This window comes from Cytobacillus sp. Bac17 (genome assembly GCF_024519925.1).
Lineage (GTDB): Bacteria > Bacillota > Bacilli > Bacillales > Cytobacillaceae > Cytobacillus > Cytobacillus pseudoceanisediminis.
Map to the genome: position 1 here is coordinate 384,043 of NZ_JALJRC010000002.1, position 15,209 is coordinate 399,251.

13 protein-coding genes are annotated in these 15,209 nt (G+C 43.1%); 1 reads left to right on the plus strand and 12 read right to left on the minus strand.

Features of this window, described 5'->3' with window-relative positions:
* Positions 1-61 precede the first annotated feature (61 nt).
* The 7 genes from spoVID to hemA form a co-directional block, all read right to left on the minus strand.
* A complete protein-coding gene (spoVID, locus tag NR125_RS06315; protein ID WP_009333147.1) occupies positions 62-1,321 on the minus strand; it encodes a stage VI sporulation protein D in 1,260 nt (419 codons plus the stop codon).
* Positions 1,322-1,825: 504 nt separating this feature from the next.
* On the minus strand, positions 1,826-3,112 hold the full coding sequence (hemL, locus tag NR125_RS06320; protein WP_009333149.1) for a glutamate-1-semialdehyde 2,1-aminomutase: 1,287 nt from the start codon (positions 3,110-3,112) through the stop codon (positions 1,826-1,828).
* A 64-nt stretch (positions 3,113-3,176) separates the two neighbouring features.
* Positions 3,177-4,157 carry a porphobilinogen synthase gene (gene hemB / locus NR125_RS06325; RefSeq protein WP_071156191.1) on the minus strand — a complete coding sequence of 327 codons (981 nt, stop codon included), beginning with the start codon at positions 4,155-4,157 and terminating at the stop codon, positions 3,177-3,179.
* Positions 4,157-4,939 (minus strand): uroporphyrinogen-III synthase, encoded by a 783-nt coding sequence (locus tag NR125_RS06330; RefSeq protein WP_009333153.1) that lies wholly within the window; start codon positions 4,937-4,939, stop codon positions 4,157-4,159. Before NR125_RS06330 ends, hemB begins: the two co-directional genes overlap by 1 nt.
* Positions 4,936-5,871 (minus strand): hydroxymethylbilane synthase, encoded by a 936-nt coding sequence (gene hemC / locus NR125_RS06335; RefSeq protein ID WP_009333155.1) that lies wholly within the window; start codon positions 5,869-5,871, stop codon positions 4,936-4,938. The genes NR125_RS06330 and hemC overlap by 4 nt, the downstream gene beginning before the upstream one ends.
* 431 nt (positions 5,872-6,302) lie before the next feature.
* Positions 6,303-7,136 carry a cytochrome c biogenesis protein gene (locus tag NR125_RS06340; RefSeq protein WP_009333156.1) on the minus strand — a complete coding sequence of 278 codons (834 nt, stop codon included), beginning with the start codon at positions 7,134-7,136 and terminating at the stop codon, positions 6,303-6,305.
* Positions 7,137-7,150: 14 nt separating this feature from the next.
* Positions 7,151-8,500, minus strand: coding sequence for a glutamyl-tRNA reductase (hemA, locus tag NR125_RS06345; protein ID WP_009333158.1), 1,350 nt, complete (start codon positions 8,498-8,500; stop codon positions 7,151-7,153).
* A gap of 228 nt (positions 8,501-8,728) precedes the next feature.
* On the opposite strand from hemA, the gene NR125_RS06350 reads away from it, so the two are divergent.
* The gene (locus tag NR125_RS06350) at positions 8,729-9,214 is read left to right on the plus strand and encodes a LiaI-LiaF-like domain-containing protein (RefSeq protein ID WP_009333160.1); all 486 of its coding nucleotides are present in this window, start codon (positions 8,729-8,731) and stop codon (positions 9,212-9,214) included.
* 348 nt (positions 9,215-9,562) lie between these two features.
* On the opposite strand, the gene NR125_RS06355 is transcribed toward NR125_RS06350, so the two are convergent.
* The 5 genes from NR125_RS06355 to lon all read right to left on the minus strand — a co-directional run bounded on the left by NR125_RS06355 (position 9,563) and on the right by lon (position 15,064).
* Positions 9,563-10,300 carry an amino acid ABC transporter ATP-binding protein gene (locus tag NR125_RS06355; RefSeq protein WP_009333161.1) on the minus strand — a complete coding sequence of 246 codons (738 nt, stop codon included), beginning with the start codon at positions 10,298-10,300 and terminating at the stop codon, positions 9,563-9,565.
* A gap of 14 nt (positions 10,301-10,314) precedes the next feature.
* Complete coding sequence (locus tag NR125_RS06360; RefSeq protein ID WP_175502145.1) at positions 10,315-10,941, minus strand: amino acid ABC transporter permease; 627 nt, start codon at positions 10,939-10,941, stop codon at positions 10,315-10,317.
* Between the two features lie 102 nt (positions 10,942-11,043).
* Complete coding sequence (locus NR125_RS06365; protein WP_009333163.1) at positions 11,044-11,829, minus strand: transporter substrate-binding domain-containing protein; 786 nt, start codon at positions 11,827-11,829, stop codon at positions 11,044-11,046.
* A 329-nt stretch (positions 11,830-12,158) separates the two neighbouring features.
* The gene (gene yihA, locus NR125_RS06370; protein WP_009333164.1) at positions 12,159-12,740 is read right to left on the minus strand and encodes a ribosome biogenesis GTP-binding protein YihA/YsxC; all 582 of its coding nucleotides are present in this window, start codon (positions 12,738-12,740) and stop codon (positions 12,159-12,161) included.
* Positions 12,737-15,064 carry an endopeptidase La gene (gene lon, locus NR125_RS06375; protein ID WP_009333165.1) on the minus strand — a complete coding sequence of 776 codons (2,328 nt, stop codon included), beginning with the start codon at positions 15,062-15,064 and terminating at the stop codon, positions 12,737-12,739. The genes yihA and lon overlap by 4 nt, the downstream gene beginning before the upstream one ends.
* Positions 15,065-15,209 lie beyond the last annotated feature (145 nt).

A 15,209-nucleotide genomic window follows, 5' to 3' on the forward strand; every position in this document is an offset into this window, starting at 1 on the left:
TATATTGGTTAAATGAAAATAGCTGAGCGGGTTATTAATACCTGCTCAGCCTTTTAACCATTTAATGGGCTACCGCAACAGGAATGTACAGCACTTGCCCTTCATAAATATCCTGATTGATTTCAAGGTGATTCACCCGTAATAGCTGCTGGGCTGGTATATCATACCTTTCAGCAATGGCATCAATTGTGTCGCCGTTCTGCACAATGCAAACCTTGAGCTTAACATGTTCCTCTGTCTCTTCCTTCCGGGCAAAGAACTCTGTTAACGACATGCTTTTCTTCTTGGAGAGTTTCTTCTTCTTAGCCTCCTGTTCTGAAGAGGATGAGGATTCCTCTGTTTCCTCATGGGTTTCCTGTGCAGCCGCTTGAACAGGCTTCTTTTCAAAGGAAGGACTATCTGATTCGGATGCTTCCGTCATTTGATAGATTTCCTGTGCGGTTGGCGGTGCTTCCTCCTCATTGCGCTGAGAAGAAAAAGATATTTCCGGTGCAGTTTTCGGAGTCTGTTCTTCTTCTTCTGGCTGCTCTTGTTTTAATTCGAGCGCCGCCGGCACTGAAGGTCTAATGACGGCCTGCTCTTCCACTTCAGGCTGCTTTCTTGCTTCTGCCTCAAATGGAATAAAAACCTCATCGGTTTCTGACTGCTCTTCCTGCGGGTCCTCTTCCCGTATATCTTCCTCGGCGCTCGAGTATACCTGTTCCTCTCTTTCTTCCTCTTCCTCTAGGTCCTGTTCTTCTTGCTGATATGACGGCCATTCCTGCTGTATAATTTCTTCTTCCTCTGTCTCCTCTGCCACCTCAGAAGATCTGTACTGAACCTCTAATTCTTCCGTTTCAGTTTCAGCTTCCGCTTCTTCCTCCCATTCTTGAACAGGAATATGCTGCTGATCACCATATAATCCGGTAATGGTTAAATTAGCTGTCAATTTCATACAGCTTCTTTCCGGCAGAACATAATCGAAGGACTCTACCGCAACATCAATATCGTAGATGCTTTGGATTCTATTATTCGGAATGGTTATATCGACAGGAAAATAGTGTTTGAATTCACAAACTCCTTCTCCTCTTTCTTCAACTGTCTGAACGAATTTGGTGACTGCCAAACCCTCTTGATCTTCCTCGGATGCTTCTTCATCGCTGCGTCTATACTCACCTGCCAGTTCAAGTGCTCCCTGGATTGTTACATATTGATCGCTTTCCTGAATTGTTATATTGGGGTCTAACGAGATGGTAATCAGGTCCGATACTTCCTGTCCTTTTTGAAACCATACTGATTCTTCTAAAGAAAATCGTAAGCACGATGGATTCCCCTGAGACAAAGCGACTCCTCCCTTCGAATCTTTACGTTTAATCACTATGTCATTAACAATCCTATGAAGGATTAGGATACTTTATGATTAGAAAAATAGCGCTCTAAGGGAATCTTAGATTAATTTAGAAAAAGTTCCTTAGATAAGACTTTTTTAGCGGCTGTTTGCTATGAGTGTTGATTTCCGCTGCAGGCACTCAAGCTTTCCTGCGGGGCTGCCGGGAGCCTCCTCGGCGCTATGCGTCTGTGGGGTCTCCCTGTACGCTACTCCCGCAGGACAATAAATAAGCTTCCTTGAATCAACACCGCACGAATAAAATGCGGATACATTTTCGCGGGATTAGCGCCTTCCACTCCAATCAACACCGTGCAAAATAAAAATTTTGCATTTTCACAGTCTATTGAATCCAGCCACAGGAAAGGGGTTTCTCCCAAACGATGGATAAAAGCTCTAATAACTATATTTCCAAGGGCATAAAAAAACACCCATCAATCGATGAGTGTCAGGTCTTGCTTATTTTAATTTTGAAAATGCCTTTTCCGCTGCCTGGATAGTCTTTTCAATATCTTCATCAGTGTGTGCAGTTGAGAGGAAGAGTCCTTCGAATTGGGATGGCGGCAGGAAGACTCCCTGGTTTGCCATTTCCCTGTAGTATTCTGCAAAGAACTCCAGATTGGATGTTTTGGCTTTTTCATAGTTAATAACATCTTCATTTGTAAAGAATATACCGATCATTGAACCTGCACGGTTAATGGTGTGCGGGATATCATATTTTTCTGCAGCTGCTTTAAGCCCTTCTTCCAGTCTGTCTGCTTTTCTTTCGAATTCTTTGTAGGAATGTGGAGTCAGCTGGCTTAATGTCTCGTAACCTGCTGTCATGGCAAGAGGGTTTCCGGATAGTGTTCCTGCCTGGTAAATTGGACCGCTTGGTGCAATCTGCTTCATAATTTCCGCTTTTCCGCCATATGCACCGACTGGGAGCCCACCGCCAATAACTTTTCCAAGACATGTAATATCCGGTGTCACTCCAAAGTAACCCTGCGCACAATTATAGCCGACGCGGAAACCAGTCATTACTTCATCAAAAATAAGCAGAGAGCCGTTTTGTTCTGTAATTTCTCTTAAGCCTTCAAGGAAACCTGGCTGAGGAGGAACGACACCCATATTTCCAGCTACCGGTTCCACAATCACACCTGCGATATCGTCTCCGAATTGCTCAAAGGCATATCTTACGCTTTCAAGGTCATTGTAAGGAACGGTAATTGTATTTTTGGCAACTCCTTCAGGAACCCCCGGACTGTCAGGCAGCCCCAGAGTTGCTACACCAGAACCAGCTTTAATTAAAAGGGAATCGCCGTGGCCATGATAGCAGCCTTCAAATTTCATGATTTTATTTCGGCCGGTATATCCTCGAGCAAGCCTCAGGGCACTCATAGTAGCTTCTGTTCCGGAAGAAACCATTCGCACTACTTCAATGGAAGGCACACGTTCAATGACCAGCTTGGCAAGATCGTTCTCGATTTCGGTAGGAGCGCCAAAGCTTGTCCCCATTTCAGCTACTTTCTTAATACCCTCGACCACACGTTCATTAGTATGTCCCAGGATTAATGGGCCCCAGGACAAAACATAATCGATATATTCATTTCCATCGATATCGTAGATTTTAGAGCCTCGTCCGCGTTCCATAAAAATGGGGTCCATATTAACTGATTTAAAGGCACGTACAGGAGAGTTTACTCCCCCAGGCATCAATTCGCTTGCCTCTTTAAAAGCCTTGTTAGATTTTTCGTAAGAGCGCATGTCATCCCTCTTTTCGTTTAATAAGAAGTTTTCAATTACTAAGACTTACTAAGACATCATATTATTAGTCCTGTTCCTTAATCCACCTTGCCGCATCTTTCGCATGGTAAGTAATAATTAAATCACTTCCTGCACGCTTCATGCCTGTGAGCATTTCCATGACGATTTTCTGTTCATCGATCCAGCCGTTCTGTGCAGCAGCTTTAACCATTGAATATTCACCGCTCACATTATAAATCACAATCGGCAGGTTGATGGTGTTTTTCACATCCCGAACAATATCCAGATAAGGCATTCCCGGTTTAACAATCAGGAAGTCTGCCCCTTCCATTAAGTCAGATTCTGCTTCTCGCATGGCTTCCATGCGGTTGGAAGGATCCATCTGATATGCTTTTCGGTCGCCAAATTGCGGCGTGCTGTCAGCTGCATCACGGAAAGGACCATAGAATGCAGATGCATATTTAACCGCATAAGACATAACCGGGATATCTTCAAATCCGGCTTCATCAAGACCTGCCCGGATAGCTGCTGTAAATCCATCCATCATATTTGACGGGGCAATTATGTCTGCTCCTGCTTTAGCCTGGCTGACAGCTGTCTGCACAAGCAGTTCAAGGGATGCATCGTTCAGCACTTCTCCATTTTCAATTAATCCGCAATGGCCATGATCGGTATACTCGCAAAGGCATGTATCAGCAATTACGATAATTTCCGGATATTTAGCTTTTATAAATCTTGTAGCTTCCTGCACGATCCCATGATCATGATAAGCCTGCTCCCCGCATGCATCTTTCTCTTTAGGTATTCCAAATAAGAGCACCGATTTTATTCCAAGAGAAACAACTTCATTCATTTCCTCTTCGAGGTGATCAAGCGACAAATTGTATATTCCCGGCATCGAAGGGATTTCTCTTTTAATATCGTCTCCTTCTGCCACGAAAATTGGATAAATTAAATCCTCTGTACGCAAGAAGTTCTCACGGATAAGCGCTCTCATATTCGGACTTTTGCGAAGGCGTCTATGTCTATTAAATTGAAGATCCATTAATTTTCCCTCCTGATTTCTGCCAAGTAGCTAATAATGCTCTTAAGCATGTTATGTACTGTATATTCTTCAGGAACCGCATGAACCTGCAGCCCATAAGCCTTTGCGCGTTCTCTAGTCACAGGCCCGATGCAGCCCACCACACTGTCTTTAACAGCATTCTCATATCCAAGCTCCTTTAAAGCCCCTATAAAATGATCTACTGTGGAAGGGCTGGTAAAAGCAAGAATATCTAACCCTTTTCCTGAAAGCTGTTTTTTTAACAGACCGATGCTTTCACGTGGAAAAGTTGTCTCATAAACAATGATTTCATCAACGTCTGCACCATTTTCCGAAAGGGAGGCTGCGATATAGTCACGCGCCAGATTCCCTTTGGGGATTAATACTTTCATCCCTTCTTCTACTAATGGCAAAAAATCCTCAACAAACCCTTCAGCAACATAATCCCGAGGCATAAATTGCACTTTTAATCCCTTATCCATAAGCAATTTCTTAGTCTTCTCTCCGATAACCGCTATGTTAGGGAAAGGCCCGCCCTGACTCAGATTTTCAAAAAAAGCGTCCACAGCTGTCGCGCTTGTGAAAATCACCCAATCATAAGTTTGAATCCGCTTATGTGTTTTATATAAAGTTTCCTTATCCTGCAATGTCTCGAAAGCAATCAAGGGGATCTCAACAGGTATCCCCCCATAGCTTTGGATAAGAGCCGAAAAGGAGTGAGCCTGTTTTTTCCCTCTTGGCACTAAAACAGTCATGCCTTCTAAAGGGGAAGTCTGTTTCATTGCCCGTCAAGCTCCTCTTTCACTCTGTCAATCAGCTCTTTGGCCCCTTGTTCGGTTAGCATGTCAGCCATCTTAACACCAAGTTCTTCCGGATCAGAACCTGTTAGGGTCTCCTTATAAATCACTTTTCCATCAGGGGAACCTACAAGTCCGGTTAACTCCATTTCACCCGTTTCATTAATTGTGGCAAACCCTGCAATCGGAACCTGGCAGCCGCCTTCCATTTTATGAAGGAACGCACGCTCTGCACGTACAGTCTGATTCGTCTCAGAGCATGTAAATTTATCCAGCAATGCCCGAAGCTCCTTATCACTTTCACGGCACTCAATGGATAGTGCCCCCTGGCCAACAGCCGGCACACAAACTTCCGGCTCCAGGAATTCTGTAACAACATCAGCCGCCCAGCCCATTCGGGAGAGACCTGCTGCTGCAAGAATAATCGCATCATATTCTTCCGTTTCCAGTTTAGATAATCTGGTATCAATGTTTCCTCTGATCCACTTAATCTCCAGATCCGGACGCTGTGCCAGCAATTGTGCCCCTCTGCGCAGGCTGCTTGTTCCTACAATAGATCCTTCCCTTAAGTCATTCAGTTTTATATGCCCTTTTGAGATAAGGGCATCCCGATGGTCTTCTCTTTCAGGAATGCTGCCAATTGTCAGCCCTGCCGGAAGAACAGCGGGCATATCCTTCATGCTATGTACAGCCATATCGATTTCTTCATCAAGCATGGCCTGCTCTATTTCCTTTACGAACAACCCTTTTCCTCCGACCTTTGAAAGGGTAACATCAAGAATTTTATCACCCTTAGTGACAATTTCCTTCACCTCGAACTCAAAGGATGGATCAATGCTTTTCAATTGGCTGATCACCCAATTTGTCTGAGTTAGTGCCAGCTTGCTTCGTCTTGAACCTACGATAATTTTTCTCATGACTGCCTCCTGCAAATATGTCTAGCTATGGCTCCTGCTGAACAGTCGCCTCCGCTTTTCTTTACTATGTCCAGCTGCGGCTCCTAGCCCCTCGAGGTCATAAGCTGGTCTGCTCTGCGGCAAACTGCGCCCCGCCGCAGCCCATCTTATGCTTGTCGGGGCTGAACAGTCGCCTCCGCTTTTCTTTGCTATGTCCAGCTGCGGCTCCTAGCCCCTCGAGGTCATAAGCTGGTCTGCTCTGCGGCAAACTGCGCCCCGCCGCAGCCCATCTTATGCTTGTCGGGGCTGAACAGTCGCCTCCGCTTTTCTTTGCTATGTCCAGCTGCGGCTCCTAGCCCCTCGAGGTCATAAGCTGGTCTGCTCTGCGGCAAACTGCGCCGCGCCACAGCCCATCTTATGCTTGTCGGGGCTGAACAGTCGCCTCCGCTTTTCTATGAATACCAAAAATGGAAAGATGAAAGTTTACCAAACAAAAAGAAGTTGATTAATACAATTAAAAATGATGCCAAATTCCAGAGGGCTAAAGATTTTCCATATAGGCCCTTTCCAACTTTCATATAGAGATAAATACTATATAAAGCAAGGACAATGAAAGAACCGATCACCTTTGAGTCATACCAGACCATATGGGGCAATTTAATGTAGGCCCACTGAATACCTAAAATTAAACTTATCATCAGCATAGGTACACCGATTACATTTAATACATACGACATATGTTCAAGCTTTGACAAATCTGTTATCCGGAGCAGCCTCGTTCCCCATTTTTTCCTTTTCAGCAAATCGTATTGAATCAGATAAAGCAATGAAAAAACGAAGGATAGCGAGAACGCTCCATATGAAAGGATTGCAACCGTTATATGAATCAGCAGAAGTTCTGATATGAGCTGCTGTGCTTTGACAGCCGAATCAATCTGCACAGGTGCGAATGTATGGATCGCCATTATGATAAAGCCGAGAACATTTGTAAAAAAGACGATAAAATCGACTCTGAGCAGCCTGTTAATTCCCAAAGAAAGAGTGATAAGCACCCAGGCATAAAAGTATAGGCCCTCAAAAATGGTCAATACAGGAAACCTTCCTGTATTAATCATATAAAGTATCAGGAACACCGTTTGAAGCACCCATACAAATGCAAGTAACCAGAAGGCAATCCTATTCGCCTTCCGGTTATGATGAAGAAAATCAATAAAATATAATAAGACACATAGGGCATACAGAACCACCGTTAATTCGTGCAGCCGTGTCATATAGATGTCAGACATGGACAGGACCCCTTTTATGATTGAAAGGAAGTCTGCGGTGATTGAGCGAATGCGTGCTTTGGTTTGGCTGCTGCGGGCACGTTCTGCTGATCTGAAACAAGTTCTTCTATATTAAAGATTTTTACAAATAAGTCTAATGCCTGTTCCGAATCTTTCTGTCCAGCCATTTCTTTAGCTTGTAAAATAGGATCTTTTAATAGCTGATTGATGATGCTCTTTGTATGCTTGTTCAGCACTTTTTTATCACGATCACTCAAATGCGGCAGCTTTCTTTCAATGCTTGTCATGGTTTCACTCTGTATAGCCAGTGCTTTCTCACGCAAAGCGGAAATTACCGGAACAACACCAAGCAAGTTCAGCCATTGCTTGAATTCAACAATATCCCCTTCAATCATAAGCTGAATCTTCTCGGCTGCCTTTTTACGCTCCTGAAGGTTTGCTTCAACAATGCCTTCAAGATCATCAATATCATATAGGAAAACGCTGTCCAGATCAGCCAGTTTCGGATCCAGATCTCTTGGGACAGCAATATCCACCATAAATAGAGGCTTGCCTTTGCGCATTTTTTCTGCGTAAGCCATCATTTCCTTCGTGACAACAAACTCTTTTGCCCCAGTAGAACTAATTAAAATATCTGCTTCAACAAGGGCACATTGAAGCTCATGCAATGTTTTTGCCTGGCCCGCATAGCGGCTTGCGAGATCCTGCGCTTTTTCGAATGTACGGTTAATAACTGTTACTTTACTGGCTCCGTTGGCATGAAGGTTTTGGATTGCCAGCTCCCCCATTTTACCGGCTCCTAAAATAAGAACATGTTTATTTTGGAGGGATCCGAAAATCTTCTTAGCCAGTTCCACTGCTGCATAACTGACAGAAACTGCATTTGCCCCTATCTCCGTTTCAGAGTGTGCCCGCTTAGCGAGCGTTACTGCCTGCTTAAACAAGTGGTTAAAAACTGTTCCGGTTGTATTTTCTGATTGAGCCTCCAGAAAACTTGTCCTTACCTGTCCTAAAATCTGTGTTTCGCCAAGGATCATGGAGTTAAGGCCGCATGCTACCTTGAATAGATGCTCAATGGCCCCATCCTCTTCATAAATAAATAGGAATGGAGAAAATTCACTCTGATCCATTTTGAAATGTTCTGCCAAAAATTCCTTTATATAATAGCGGCCAGTATGAAGCTGGTCCACAACTGCATAAATTTCGGTCCGATTGCATGTAGACAGAATGACATTCTCTAAAATGCTTTTTTTGTCATTTAATGTCTTCATTGCCTCGCCCAATTGTGAAGGATTAAAGGTTAGACGTTCACGGATTTCAACAGGGGCAGTTTTATAGTTTAGACCGACGACCAAGATATGCATTGAAATTGACACCCCCAGAATTATTGCCTTGTTCATTAATATTAATTATATCATTTCTATTTTTTCAATTAATGCTTAAATGTGAACAGATATTGAACACATATGGTACTATATTTTTTAAACAGGAGCCTGGTCATAGGTATCCTTAAATAGACAAATACTCCCTTATGTACAGTAACAAAAAAACTTGCCGGATTCAAGTATACCTTATTGGAAGTGGTGTTTTTTATGAAAAATCAGCGTGTTTTTCCAGGAATTATTTTACTCGGATTTGGAGCCTACTTTTTCCTTCAGCAGAGCGGATTTACTGCCTTACAGCCGTTCTATTCCTGGCCGACCCTTCTCATTATCGTCGGAGCAGCCTTTTTAATTCAGGGATATGGAGCAAGGGATTATGATTCCATATTGCCAGGTGTCATTTTAACAGGATTTGGCCTTCACTTTCATGTGGTGAACCGCCTGGAAATTTGGCCGGATCATATCGGAACATTTATTCTGATAATTGCTCTCGGCTTCCTCCTTCGTCATCAGAAAACAGGGGCAGGATTGTTCCAGGGCATCTTATTTTTAATTCTTGCCGCATTGCTTCTTTTTTATGACAGGGTTGCAGAGTGGATGGGGCTCCTGGAAAATGGTGTTTCTGATGTTTGGCAGCTATGGCCAATTCTTTTAATGCTAATTGGATTATATTTTTTATTAGTGAAGAAAAAGTAAAAGCGTAAGCATCTTCGGAGCAAGCCAAAAGCGCCTGTTCCTGCGAAGAACACCCAAGGAAGCTTTCCCTTACTGCTCACCCCCTGCAAGCACAAGACGAGACTCACGGAAAGGCATTCTTTGCCTTTTGGGGAGGATTGCTTGAAATGTGAAGGCAACTGCACAGGGATGACAAGCATAAGACGAGCCCTGCCGGAAGTGTTCTTTCCTTCTGGAAGGGATTGGCTAGTCTTTCGTCCCTGGGAGCCGCAACTAGACAGGCTTGTGACCTCGAGGGGGCAGGCGCTGGAGCAAAAAAATAAAGACAGGGATAGTAAACTTTTCCCTGTCTTTTTATATTCAAACTGGTTAGAGTACTGAATCGAGAAAATTTTTGGTTCTTTGTTCTTTTGGATTGTTAAACAAATCCTCCGGATGCCCCACTTCTACAATTCTACCATCATGCATATAGACAGCCCAGTCTGCTACTTCTCTTGCAAAGCCCATTTCATGGGTGACGACGACCATTGTCATCCCTTCAAGGGCGAGCTCTTTCATTGTGGAAAGCACTTCCCCTACAAGCTCCGGATCAAGTGCCGATGTCGGCTCATCAAAAAGCATGATATCGGGCTTCATTGCCAGCGCTCTTGCAATGGCTACACGCTGTTTTTGTCCGCCCGAAAGTTTTGATGGATATACATTCTCCTTGTCAGAAAGCCCTACTTTTTTTAATAGGTCCTGGGCATCTTTTTTTACTTGATCCTTTGGAAGCTTTTTCACATGTAATGGTGCTTCCATCACATTTTCGAGAACAGTCATATGAGGAAATAAATGGAAATGCTGAAAAACCATTCCTACTTTTTCTCTTACTTTATTTAGATCATGTGTTTCTTTTTCAACCTTTTCGCCCTCAAAAATGATATTGCCGCTGTCCTTTAATTCTAGAAAGTTCAAGCAGCGGAGAAGTGTGCTTTTACCGGACCCGCTTGCACCGATCAGGCAAACAACATCACTTTCTTTTACTGTTATGTCAATGTCCTTTAGTACGTGCAGATCCCCGAATGATTTGTTCAATTTTTCTACCTTAATCATATACGATTCACTCATGCCTTCATTCCCCCTTAATCACTGCTAGCCATTCTTTTCTCAATCATATTTACAAGGATAGAGAAAATAAGTACAAGTACTAAATAGTAAACAGCTACGATCAGCAGATAACTCATGTAGTCATATTCATTGGAACCGTAAGTCGTGGCCACATTAAAGAGCTCGTACATGCCGATAAAGGAAGCAAGTGATGAATCCTTCAAAGCAATGATAAATTGATTGCCAAGAGGCGGCATAGCCCGGCGGAAAGCCTGAGGCAGAATGATCCTTCTCATTGCAAGGCCAGCAGTCATACCCAGCGAACGCCCTGCTTCCATTTGTCCTTTGTCGATGGATTGAATGGAGCCCCTGAAAATTTCGGCTATATAGGCACCATTGTGAAAAGCAAGTCCAAGGACAACTGACCAAAACTGTGAAATATCCAATGCTGTCAAACCGAAATAGAAGATGAAAATCTGAACAACAAGCGGCGTTCCCCTTACAAGGAAAATATAGATGTCCGCAATCCATTCCAGAACTTTAATTCTCGAAATCTTTAAAAAGGCAAAAAACAATCCTATAAAAATAGCAATAAACACCGCTACAATGGTTAATTGAAAGGTTAAGAGCATTCCCTTTAAAAATACGGGATATGTATCCATAAACTTTGTAAGCAAATCCACAAAAATCCCCCTTCAGTTGGCTATTTCAGTTTGTGTAAAAAACAAAACAGGCGAATGTTTGACACACATCCGCCCGCAATGTTATTCCTTCTCAGGATCAACTGTTATATCTTCACCGATATATTTTTTGCTGATTTCTGTGAGTGTTCCATTCTCTCGAAGTGTTTCAAGAGCTTCATTCACTTTTTCGAGCAGCTCTTTATTATCCTTTGCAACAGCAATTGCCTGCTCACTGCGGCCCAGCAGCTCTTTGCCTTCGATTTTCATTCCGGCGCCAATCGCTTCTTTACCTGTTACAAAGTCTGTGATGACCGCATCATGTTTTCCCTTGCTCAAGGCCTCCAGGGCCACAACATCACTATCATAGAACTGGATATTATCTGTAGCCTCCTCTGCATTTGAAGTATATGTAGAACCCTTCGATACTGCTATTTCCATGCCTTTGAGGTCAGCAAGCGTTTCAACGCTGCTGTCTGGACGCACATAAATTTGCGGGCCAGAATAGTAATATGGCGTCGAAAAATTGACTGCCTTCAAACGTTCTTCCGTAATGGTATGGCTGGCTACCGCTGCATCAAAACGGCCGGATTTCACACCTTCGACAATACCGCCAAACTTAAATTTATTCTGAACCGGCTCAAGCCCGAGTTCTTTTGCTACAGCTTCGGCCACATCAATATCAAATCCGCTCATGCTTCCATCATCATTTGTATAACTAAAAGGTTTGAACTCTCCTGAAGCTGCATACGTAAATTTGTCATCGTTTACTAGATCCATTCCGCTTTTAGACGCTTCCTCTGATCCGCCGCATGCCGCCAGGACCAATACAAAAGCAGCTGCTATAATTCCTTTTAACCAATGTCTCACTAGTCTAAATTCCCCCTTCAGTATCTCTCTTTTATAAATGCCCTTTAACTCTATCATGATTTTAAAATATTCTCAAAATTCATATTTTATGATAATTAATGATATTACAGAATTTAAGCTGTTCTCATTAACTTACCCTCTTTGAACTCCAACATGACTCCTTATCCTCCAGTATTCTGCAGATTCCTCACCCTTCGACAAAAATATTATCCATATTATCCCATTCTTTCACCCTGCAAAATATCGCACTGAAAGCTTCTCTATGACGAAAGACCCAAATGGAGAAATCACAAAAAATCCCGCTGCACAATGCAGCGGGATTTTTTGAATTACATAAAGCTTTTCAATGCAGACCAGGCCTTGTCTTTTCCATAACCCGTTTCGGAGGAAAACATAATGATCTGATCATTCGGATCGATATCCAAGGTTTCTTTCGTGATTTTCATATGTTTTTGCCACTTGGACTTAGGTATTTTATCCGCTTTTGTAGCAATCACTACACAGGGAATATCATAATGCTTTAAAAAGTCGTACATCATGACATCGTCACTTGAAGGGGGATGGCGCAAATCAACTATCAGCACAACTGCTTTTAACTGCTCTCTGCTGGTTAAGTATGTTTCTATCATCTTTCCCCAAGCTTCACGTTCCTTTTTGGATACCTTAGCATATCCATAGCCTGGAACATCAACAAAGTGAAGAATTTCGTTAATAAGGTAAAAATTCAGGGTTTGTGTCTTCCCCGGTTTAGAGGATATTCTTGCAAGTCCCCTTCGATTAAGCATTTTATTAATGAATGAAGATTTGCCGACGTTGGAACGGCCGGCAAGGGCGAATTCCGGCAATTCACTTTCAGGGTATTGATCAGGCTTAACAGCACTGATGACGATTTCTGAGCTGGTTACTTTCATGCTTCGACACCGCCATTCAGGGCATGTTTTAAGACTTCGTCCACATGTGATACCAAAACAAAATCAAGCTCTTCCCTGATGCTTTCAGGGATATCTTCTATGTCTTTTTCATTATCTTTAGGGAGGATGATTTTAGTCAATCCTGCCCGATGGGCGCTCAAAGACTTTTCTTTCAAACCGCCAATAGGAAGCACTCGGCCTCTTAAAGTGATTTCCCCTGTCATTCCCACTTCTTTACGGATTGGCTTTCCAGACAGCGCAGAAACCAGTGCGGTTGTAATAGTAATCCCTGCAGATGGACCATCTTTTGGGACTGCACCTTCTGGAACATGAATGTGAATGTCATGCTTTTCATGGAAATTCTCATCAATTCCCAGTTCCTTTGCTTTAGAACGAACATAACTGAATGCCGCTTGAGCAGACTCTTTCATGACATCCCCAAGTTTACCTGTAAGAACAAGCTTCCCTTTTCCAGGAGAGAGGGATACTTCTATCTGAAGGGTGTCGCCGCCAACTGTTGTATAGGCCAGCCCTGTAGCAACACCAACCTGGTCTTCAAGCTCAGCCTGACCGTAGCGGTATTTTGGCTTTCCAAGAAACTCCTCAGTATTTTTACCATTCACAATCACTTTCTTCTTTTCGCCGGATACGATAATTTTAGCCGTTTTCCTGCAGATAGTAGCCAGCTGACGCTCCAAGCCCCGGACTCCTGCCTCACGAGTATAATAGCGGACTACCTTCTGAAGGCCATCTTCACGAATCTGAAGCTGAGATTTGGAAAGACCATGTTCTTTAATTTGTTTAGGCAGCAGGTGGTCTTTTGCTATATGAATCTTTTCCTGCTCTGTATAGCCTGCAATCGTGATAACTTCCATTCTGTCCAGCAGCGGACCAGGAATCGTCCCGAGATTGTTGGCTGTGGCTATAAACATGACCTTTGAAAGATCATATGTTTCTTCAATGTAATGATCACTAAAATTATGGTTCTGCTCGGGGTCTAAAACCTCCAGCATCGCAGATGAAGGATCCCCGCGGAAGTCAGAAGACATTTTGTCGATTTCATCAAGCAGGAACACAGGGTTAATCGTACCTGCCTTTTTCATGCCCTGAATGATGCGGCCAGGCATTGCACCTACATAAGTTCTTCTATGTCCGCGAATCTCAGACTCGTCCCGAACTCCGCCGAGTGATACACGGACAAAATTGCGGTTAAGCGATGTCGCGATAGAACGGGCAAGGCTTGTTTTGCCGACACCAGGAGGGCCTGCAAGACAAAGAATCGGCCCTTTAAGGGAATTCGTCAGCTTTTGCACTGCAAGGTATTCCAGAACCCGTTCCTTAACTTTTTCCAGGCCATGATGGTCTTCATTCAGAATTCTTTCCGCCTTCAGGATATCCAGGTCATCATCTGTTGCCTTTGACCATGGCAATGTGACAAGCCATTCGATATAGTTGCGGATAACTGCACTTTCAGCTGAACTGGATGGAACTTTTTCATAGCGGTCCAGTTCTTTTAAAGCTGTCAGCTCGACATGCTCAGGCATGCCGGCATTTTCAATCTTTTCCGTCAGCTCAGCTATTTCTCCTGTCTTGCCTTCCTTATCCCCCAGCTCTTTTTGGATTGCCTTCATCTGTTCACGCAAATAATATTCCTTTTGCGTTCTCTCCATCGATTTTTTCACACGCTGGCCAATCTTTTTTTCAAGGTTCAGAACTTCTTTTTCATTATGGATGATTTCAATAACCTGGTTCATCCGCTCTTTTACATCTATGGTTTCAAGAATTTCCTGTTTTTCTTTAAGCTTTAAAGGCAAATGGGAAGAAATGATATCTGCCATGCGCCCCGGCTCTTCTATATCTGCTACAGAGGAGTACGTTTCGGCTGAAATCTTCTTCGATACCTTTATGTATTGCTCAAAATATTCAAGCATGGTCCTCATCAATGCCTGATCTTCTACGTCCTTGGTCTCAGGATCCTCAAAAACCTTTACACTAACAGAATAATGTTCGGCTTCATCCTGAAAATCAATAATTTCCGCTCTCTTAAGCCCTTCAACAAGAACTCGGATGGTACCGTTTGGAAGCTTGAGCATCTGCTTTACACGTGTTAGCGTGCCCATTCTATATAGATCATCTTCTGATGGTTCATCTATAGATATATCCTTTTGTGTTGTTAAGAAAATTAAATGGTCATCTACCATTGCTTTTTCAAGGGCCTGAACCGATTTCTCACGGCCTACATCCAAATGCAGAACCATGGTCGGATAAACAAGCAAGCCTCGAAGCGGCAGGAGGGGGACGATGATTTCTTTCTTTTTCGCCATTCCTTTGCACCTCCAAAATGCATCTTTTTAACCCCATTATTGCTAATAATTTCTTTGTACAATTCTATCGTATTTAAATAGCAGTGTCTATTAAAGAGAAATTGCTGAAAGCCTGTATTAAAAAGATATTCATTTATAATTACAC

Excerpts from the sequence above, each read along its gene's own strand:
- NR125_RS06340 (WP_009333156.1), bottom strand. The coding sequence starts at position 7,136 with ATGTCTGACATCTATATGACACGGCTGCACGAATTAACGGTGGTTCTG.
- lon (WP_009333165.1), bottom strand. The coding sequence starts at position 15,064 with ATGGCGAAAAAGAAAGAAATCATCGTCCCCCTCCTGCCGCTTCGAGGC.
- hemL (WP_009333149.1), bottom strand. The coding sequence starts at position 3,112 with ATGCGCTCTTACGAAAAATCTAACAAGGCTTTTAAAGAGGCAAGCGAA.
- hemC (WP_009333155.1), bottom strand. The coding sequence starts at position 5,871 with ATGAGAAAAATTATCGTAGGTTCAAGACGAAGCAAGCTGGCACTAACT.
- hemB (WP_071156191.1), bottom strand. The coding sequence starts at position 4,157 with ATGGATCTTCAATTTAATAGACATAGACGCCTTCGCAAAAGTCCGAAT.
- NR125_RS06330 (WP_009333153.1), bottom strand. The coding sequence starts at position 4,939 with ATGAAACAGACTTCCCCTTTAGAAGGCATGACTGTTTTAGTGCCAAGA.
- NR125_RS06350 (WP_009333160.1), top strand. The coding sequence starts at position 8,729 with ATGAAAAATCAGCGTGTTTTTCCAGGAATTATTTTACTCGGATTTGGA.
- yihA (WP_009333164.1), bottom strand. The coding sequence starts at position 12,740 with ATGAAAGTAACCAGCTCAGAAATCGTCATCAGTGCTGTTAAGCCTGAT.
- NR125_RS06355 (WP_009333161.1), bottom strand. The coding sequence starts at position 10,300 with ATGAGTGAATCGTATATGATTAAGGTAGAAAAATTGAACAAATCATTC.
- NR125_RS06360 (WP_175502145.1), bottom strand. The coding sequence starts at position 10,941 with ATGGATACATATCCCGTATTTTTAAAGGGAATGCTCTTAACCTTTCAA.
- hemA (WP_009333158.1), bottom strand. The coding sequence starts at position 8,500 with ATGCATATCTTGGTCGTCGGTCTAAACTATAAAACTGCCCCTGTTGAA.